1 protein-coding gene is annotated in these 275 nt (G+C 53.1%); it reads left to right on the top strand.

The genetic code is table 11. The features are described from left to right. The coding region (locus SB724_RS20025) for a hypothetical protein (RefSeq protein ID WP_410572576.1) at positions 1–232 on the top strand (232 nt) is incomplete at its 5' end. Positions 233–275: the final 43 nt, after the last annotated feature.

Raw genomic sequence — 275 nt, forward strand, 5'->3', positions numbered from 1 at the left:
ATGGAGAATCACCGACAATCTCGTTTTGCAGACACTAGACCTAAAAGGGAAGAAGGCTTATCGGCTAGGGAGTCGACAGTCAGAGTCTCCGATTGAAGGCGGCGGGATTGTGGGCTGCCCCTTGGACAAGAAGACTGCAGGGCGCAAGCACTCCATAGTTGTCGACATGCTCGGCTTGGTGGTCTGGGTCGTCTTGTCCAAATTACTGTCAATGAGAACCCTGAAAGCGTAGCGGCTCTTAAACCATTCTCCTACGCTGGCCTTGGCTTCGGCAT

Source organism: Bacillus sp. SIMBA_031, assembly GCF_046535225.1.
Classification (GTDB): domain Bacteria; phylum Bacillota; class Bacilli; order Bacillales; family Bacillaceae; genus Bacillus; species Bacillus velezensis.